Source organism: Streptomyces solicavernae, assembly GCF_029968095.1.
GTDB classification, from domain to species: Bacteria; Actinomycetota; Actinomycetes; order Streptomycetales; family Streptomycetaceae; genus Streptomyces; species Streptomyces solicavernae.
In genome coordinates this window covers 1-7026 of the sequence record NZ_JASCIR010000068.1, presented here as the reverse complement: position 1 = coordinate 7026, position 7026 = coordinate 1, and the positions used below count along the sequence as shown (strand labels likewise).

Below are 7026 nucleotides of genomic sequence, written 5' to 3'. Positions count from 1 at the left end.
TACGTGGCGGCACAGTGCGTCCTGGCGGCCCTCGTACCCGTGCTGCGCGGCCGGCCGCCCCGAGCGCGAAGGGCCGGATCAAGCCACCTGTGCGGGCGTACGGATCCGGATCGGCTGCCTGCTGGTGAAGGCTTGTCCTTGTTTGAGCCGATCACGGGCGGAATGATCCGGCCACCCTCGTGGGCCTGCGTTGCATATGAAAAGGACGTCATGTGAGGGTGGTCGGCATGAGCGACCACGGGGGTGGGAGCGGCATACCGGGACTGGCGCCGCCATCGAAGATTGCAGGGCTTGACGTGTCCGGCCCATCAGGGCCGAAGAGCCCGTCGGCCGCCATCGAGCCGAGTGTGCCCGACGGGCAACCGGGGGCGGCCGTCGCCCCATCCGCTGAGCAGGCCCGCCGCGAATTCGCGGCGCTGCTCGGCGAGTTCCGGCGTACCGCCGTGCTGGTGCCGCTGACCAGCGGAGGCCCGAGGCCCGAAACAGCAGCCCAGGACGAGGGTTTCTGGACCGCGGAGCACAGCGGCATCCGATGGATTCTCGCGTTCTCCGACGAAGCCGCCCTGGCGCGGTTCGCCCTCGCACGCGGGGAAGGCGACCGCCCCTGGGACTACCAGCGCGTCCTGGGAGCGCGACTCCTCGATGTCGCTGTGCCGGCCGTGGCCGGGTCCGGGATGCCCTGTGGGGTCGCCCTCGACACGGCCGATGAACAGGATGCCGTGCTGTTTCCTCCGGTGACGGGAGTCGTCCCGGACGCAGTGGCAGTCGACGCCTAGCGCATCAAGAGCCCGGACGACGACGGGCTTTCGGGGACACCACGCAAGTGCAGTACACACAAGTGCAGTAAACGGGGGGCACGCACGCATGGGTGCGGAGTGGAAAGAGCTGAAGGCCGACGGGCTCGACCGGATCGAGCGGGGCATCAACAACGCGCTCGACGAACTGCGCGAGCTCGGTTCGATCGGTGACGCGGCTACCGGAAGAGGCTTCGAGAACGTCTCGTTGAGCGGCGTGCAGCTGGGGCACGGCGAACTGACCAAGGCGTTCGAGGAGTTCTGCGAACGCTGGGAATGGGGCGTACGCACCCTCCTCATCGAGGGCAACAACTTCGCGCAGGGTGTGGGACTGGCCGCCGGGGCGTACCACGAGACCGAGCAGTACATCGACGGCACGCTGAAGGTCGGCGCGAACGCCCTGATGGGCAACCCGCACGCGACCGAGGAAGAGGTCACCGCCCAGAGCTGGGACCAGATCCGGCAGAACCACGCCTTCGCCAACCCGGACTACAGCCTGGAGACCGTGGAACAGGCCAAGGCGAACATGGAGCAGGGCTGGAAGGACGCCGGCCGGGACCTGGCCACCTCGGACATGGGGCTCGCAGCGCCCATCCGGGACACGACCCTGGAAGCGGCAGGCATCAGCGAGGAGCAGTACGAGCGTTCCCTGGATGAGCAGTTCGGCCCATCCCCAAAGGAGCGGGCGAGGGCCGCCCAGCAGCAGGCCATCGCGGACGGTCAGCAGGGGGCGCAGGGCTGATGGGCATCTCAGACGCGATCAACGCCGGCCTCGGCAAGCTCGAAGGCGTGGTCGACGGAGTCAAGCAGGGCGCGGGCGAACTCGTCGAGGCGAGCACCGACGTGGTCGCCGACGGCCTGGACTACGTGGGCGCCGAAGGGGTGGCCGACAACGTCGAGGGCTGGGGCGACGGAGTCGCCTCGGACCTCGGTGCGGAGGTGGCCGAGGACCGGCTCGGCACGACCGACGACCCGAAGCAGCTGGTGCACGGCGACCCGGAGGCGATCCGGGAGAGCGCCGCCCACCTGAAGGACTTCCACGACGCGTTCGAGCGGGTCGGCACCGGAATGCGCGGCCTGGACTCGTCGAGCTGGCGGGGCGAGGCGGCCGAAGCGTTCCGCGACAAGTTCACGATGCACCCCAAGAAGTGGATGCACGCCGCGGACTCCTGCGGCCAGGCCGCCGAGGCCCTCAACCGGTTCGCGGAGACGGTCACCTGGGCGCAGCGGCAGGCCGAGGACGCCATCGCCCTGCACAAGCGCGGCAAGGAGGAGTCGGAGCGGGCGGTCTCCTCGTACAACAAGCGCGTGGACGCGTACAACGCCGCCGTCGCGGAGCAGCGAGACCCCGGGCCGACGCCGGAAACGTTCTCGGACCCGGGAGTGGCGGACCAGAAGCGGGCCGCCGAACTGCTGGAAGAGGCCAGGCGCCAACGCGACGACATGGGGCGGGTGGCCACGGCCTCGGTGAAGGAGGCACTCGCCCACGCGCCGGCCGAGCCGCCGCCCCTGGACCGGGCCGAGATGGGGTTGTTGGACTACGGCGTCAGCCAAGGGGTGGAGCTGACCCACTTCGCCGGAGGCGTGGTCAAGGGCGCGGCAGGAATCGTCACTTTCGCCCGCGGCCTGATCCCGTTCGACCCGTACAACGTCACGCACCCGGCCGCGTACATGCAGAACCTCAGCCTCACGGCCAGCGGGCTGGTGTCGACCGTGGCGCATCCTGAGCGCGCGGTGAAGGGCGCGATCGACGGATTCAAGAAGGACCCGTCCGAATTCCTCGGCCGTCTGGTGCCCGAGCTGATCGGCACCAAGGGCGCCGGCCTGGCCCGCAGCGCGCTCCGCCACGGCGTGAAGACGGGCGCGGACGTGGCGGAGAGCGGCGGCAAGAGGGGCGCGCGGGACGCGGTCGAGGAAGACCCCGCACAGCCCTCGCGAGTCGATGAATCCGTCGAGTCGGGAGGCACCGACCCGATCGACCTGGCCACCGGCAAGATGTACCTGCCGCAGAGCGACGTCACGCTGCCCGGCGTGCTGCCGCTGGTCTTCAAGCGGCGCGTCGAGTCGGGCTACCACCTCGGCCGCTGGTTCGGCCCCTCCTGGACCAGCACCGTCGACCAGCGCCTGGAGATCGACTCCGAGGGCGTCATGCTGGTCGACGAGGATGGCCTGCTGCTCGCCTATCCGCACCCGGCGCCCGGCGTTCCCGTCATGCCGAGCCACGGCCCGCGCCGGCCGCTCGACCGCGCGGAGGACGGGGCGGGCTACACGGTCACGGACCCGGAGACGGGCCGCGTCCGGCACTTCGCCGACCGGGGCGAGCACTTGTCGGTGATCGAGCAGATCGACGACCGCAACGGCAACTGGATCACGTTCTCGTACGACGCCGACGGCACCCCGACCGAGATCAACCACTGCGGCGGCTACCGACTCCGGCTCACCACCGCGGAAGGCCGGGTCACGGCCCTCCACCTGGCGGCCGCGGCGCCCGACGGCACGGACCGGCAACTCCTCGGCTACGGCTACGACGAGTCCGGGAACCTGGTCACGGTCACCAACTCCTCAGGCCTGCCCCTGCAGTTCACGTACGACGAGGCGAGCCGGGTCACGTCCTGGACGGACACGAACGACCGCAGCTATACGTACGAGTACGACACCGCCGACCGCTGCATCGCCGAGGGCGGCTCCGAAGGCCACATGGCCCTGCGCCTCGACTACGACACGGTGGACCCGGCGACCGGCCTGCGGGTCACGCGCGCGGTCACCGGCGAGGGCCACGAGCGCCGCTATCTGATCAACGACCGTCACCAAGTGGTCGCGGACATCGACCCGCTGGGCGCCGTCACCCGCTTCGAACGAGACCGCTACAACCGCCTGCTGACCCACACGGACCCGCTCGGGCACACCACCTCGTACCGCTACGACGAGGACGGGCGCCTGGCGGCGGCCACGCGCGCCGACGGCCGTGAGACGCACGCCGAGTACAACGAACACGGTCGGCCGACCAGGGTGGTGCGCCCGGACGGCACGGTCTGGCACCACGCCTACGACGAGCGCGGCAACCGTACGGCGGTGACGTCCCCGAGCGGGGCGACGACGCGGTACGCGTACACCGAGGCCGGCCACCTGGCGGCGGTAACGGACGCCCTCGGCGCGACGACGCGGGTGCGCTGCGATGCTTCGGGTCTGCCGGTGGAGGTCGTGGACCCGCTGGGCGCGGTGACGCGGTACGAACGGGATGCGTACGGCCGTCCGCTGCGGGTGGTGGACCCGATGGGCGCGGTGACGCACCTCGAATGGACGGTCGAGGGCAAACTGTCGCGCCGCACCGCCCCCGACGGCTCGTCGGAGTCCTGGACGTACGACGGCGAGGGCAACTGCACGACGCACACGGACCCGATGGGCGGGGTGACGCGGTTCGAGTACACCCACTTCGACCTGCTGGCGGCCCGCACGGGCCCGGACGGCGTGCGCTACGAATTCGACCACGACGCGGAACTGCGCCTGACCCAGGTCACCAACCCGCAGGGGCTGACGTGGAGTTACACGTACGACCCCGCGGGCCGCCTGACCTCCGAGACGGACTTCGACGACCGCACGCTGACGTACGCGCACGACGCGACGGGCAGGCTGACGGCCCGGACGAACGGCCTGGGCGAGACGATCACGTTCGAGCGCAATGCGCTGGGCCGGATCACGCGGAAGGACGCGGCGGGCCGGGTCACGACGTTCGCGTACGACCTGACCGACCAACTGGCCGAGGCCCGCGGGCCGGACGCGACACTCGAACTCCTCCGGGACCGGGACGGACGCCTCAAGTACGAGACGGTCAACGGGCGTCGGTTGTCGTACGAGTACGACGTGCTGGGCCGACGTGTGGGCCGTACGACTCCGGCGGGGGCGCACAGCCGGTGGGCGTACGACGCGGCGGGCAACCGGACCGAGCTGACGACATCCGGGCGGACGATGACGTTCGACCACGACGCGGCGGGCCGCGAACTGACGCGCCGTGTCGGCGACGCGCTCTCGGTTACTCAGATGTACGACCCGCTGGGCCGCCTGACCGCGCAGACGGTGACGGGCGCCGGGGGCGGTGCTGGTGCTGATACTCCGGTCCAGCACAGGTCGTACGGCTACCGCGCGGACGGCCATCTCACCCGCATCGACGACCAGTTGAACGGCACGCGCCACTTCGACCTGGACGCGGTGGGCCGGGTCACGGCGGTCCGCGCGGCGGGCTGGACGGAGACGTACGCGTACGACGAGGCCGGCAACCAGACCGACGCGTCCTGGCCGTCCCCGATGCCGGGCAGCCAGGACGCAACGGGCCCGCGCACGTACGCGGGCACACGCATCCGCACGGCGGGCGGCGTCCGCTACGAGCACGACGCGCAGGGGCGGGTCGTACTCCGCCAGAAGACCCGCCTGTCCCGGAAGCCGGACACGTGGCACTACGAGTGGGACGCGGAGGACCGGCTGACGTCGGTGGTCACTCCGGACGGGGTGCGGTGGCGGTATGCCTACGATCCGCTGGGCCGTCGAACTTCCAAGCAGCGCCTTGCCCTGGACGGCGAGTCGGTTGCGGAGCAGGTTGACTTCACCTGGGACGGTCCCATGCTGTGTGACCAGACCAGCCACGTGTCGGGAGCTCCGGAAATGGTCACGCTCACTTGGGAGTACGAGGGTCTGCACCCGCTGGCCCAGACGGAGCGCAAGCAACTCACGGACGATGAGGTCGACGAACGCTTCTTCACGATCGTCACGGACCTAGTCGGTACACCGACCGAGCTCCTTGACGAGGCAGGGGAGATTGCCTGGCGAGCGCGGACCACTCTTTGGGGCTCGACGGCCTGGTATCGGGGTGCGACTGCGTACACACCGCTTCGGTTCCCGGGCCAGTACTTTGACGCTGAGACAGGGCTCCACTACAACTACTTTCGACACTATGACCCGGAGGCTTCTCGGTACCTAACTCTTGACCCTCTCGGACTGGATCCGGCACCGAATCCCGTTGCGTATGTGTCGAATCCGCATGCCTCGGTCGACCCTCTAGGGCTGAGCCCTTATGAGCTAGACCCTGGCAAAAGTTCTGGCCAACTTCGGAACTCGCCTGGTGTGGTTACAGGCGGGGACTCTCTACCGAATGTCGAAGGGCAATGGCTGAGAGGCTCGGAAGGTAACGCGGGGAGGGTGCCAGGGCAGGTTGCTGAAGGTCTGCAGGGGCGAGAATTTGAGAGTTTCGACAAGTTTCGTAAGGCTTTCTGGGAAGAGGTTTCCCGTCACCCTGAGCTAGCGGGGCAATTCGACAAATCAGCACAAACCGCGATGGCGAACGGTAATGCACCTTTTGCGCCGACCGCGCAACATCATGGGCAGGGACGGTACGTTCTTCACCACATGCAACCCATTCAGCGCGGTGGTGGCGTGTACGACCTGGACAACTTGGCCGTAGTCACTCCTCGTTACCATAAAGAGATCCTTGACGGCGGGTATCATTTTGGCAACGGCTAATAATGCTACGAAAGGAACGGAAGATGCGTAAATCTCGCGAGGAGCTCGTTCGAATGGTGCAGGAACTGATTGAAGGTCGCCTTTCCGAAGAGGAAGAAGATTCCCTCGTTGAGCAGTTGAAGGCGAATGTTTCACATCCGAGAGTCACGGACCTCATCTACTACAATGATCCTAAACTGACGGCTGAAGAAGTTGTGGATCGGGCGCTCGCTTACCGTCCCATTGAGCTGTGATCTGATGCTTCTGATCTGCGAGGATCTCTGGCAGGTGTGTGTGAATTTAGTCGCGTAAGGAATGTCTGGTTCACTCCTTACGCGGATAGGTCCCTGGTGTGCCATCCCCTCACAGGGAGTCGCATGCCGGTGCGCCACGTTTTTTGAGGAGGTGCTGCAGGCCGTCGGGCGTGGGATGGCCAGCCTGTTCGCCAGCTGCCAGTTGTTCTTGCGGGCCACCGGAGCGGGCAGCCCGCGTACGTAGTCACGCATGCGGCGGCGAAGCTCCACACGGCCGAAGCGGTGGTCGATGGCCAGGAAGAGACCGTCCAGTTCGAGGTTCCACTGCACGGCGGCATACTCGGTGATCACTCTGGGAGGCTGCCCCGCCGCTGTGACTACCTGCGGCGTTGTCGCACGATCGAGCGGCGGTCTCCGTGAGACCGCCCCCGCACGTCCGGAGCCCCGCTACACTCCCGCCACGCGGCGAAAGACGCGGCGGAAGTGGT

General features: G+C 68.1%; 4 protein-coding genes and 1 pseudogene. 4 read left to right on the top strand and 1 reads right to left on the bottom strand.

The window, feature by feature from the left end; genetic code table 11:
* Positions 1-296 precede the first annotated feature (296 nt).
* From QIS99_RS31750 to QIS99_RS31735, 4 genes are all read left to right on the top strand, one after another.
* Positions 297-776, top strand: coding sequence for a hypothetical protein (locus QIS99_RS31750; RefSeq protein WP_349017340.1), 480 nt, complete (start codon positions 297-299; stop codon positions 774-776).
* An 88-nt stretch (positions 777-864) separates the two neighbouring features.
* Complete coding sequence (locus tag QIS99_RS31745) at positions 865-1536, top strand: hypothetical protein (protein WP_282517221.1); 672 nt, start codon at positions 865-867, stop codon at positions 1534-1536.
* Positions 1536-6305, top strand: a complete 4770-nt coding sequence (locus QIS99_RS31740) for a putative T7SS-secreted protein (RefSeq protein WP_282517220.1) — start codon at positions 1536-1538, stop codon at positions 6303-6305. The genes QIS99_RS31745 and QIS99_RS31740 overlap by 1 nt, the downstream gene beginning before the upstream one ends.
* Before the next feature lie 2 nt (positions 6306-6307).
* Positions 6308-6538: a bacteriocin immunity protein gene (locus QIS99_RS31735; RefSeq protein ID WP_349017339.1), complete on the top strand. Its 231-nt coding sequence runs from the start codon at positions 6308-6310 to the stop codon at positions 6536-6538.
* Positions 6539-6683: 145 nt separating this feature from the next.
* Here the strand turns inward: QIS99_RS31735 and QIS99_RS31730 are convergent.
* Positions 6684-6868 (bottom strand): annotated as a pseudogene (locus QIS99_RS31730) (IS701 family transposase); the annotation flags it as partial.
* Positions 6869-7026: the final 158 nt, after the last annotated feature.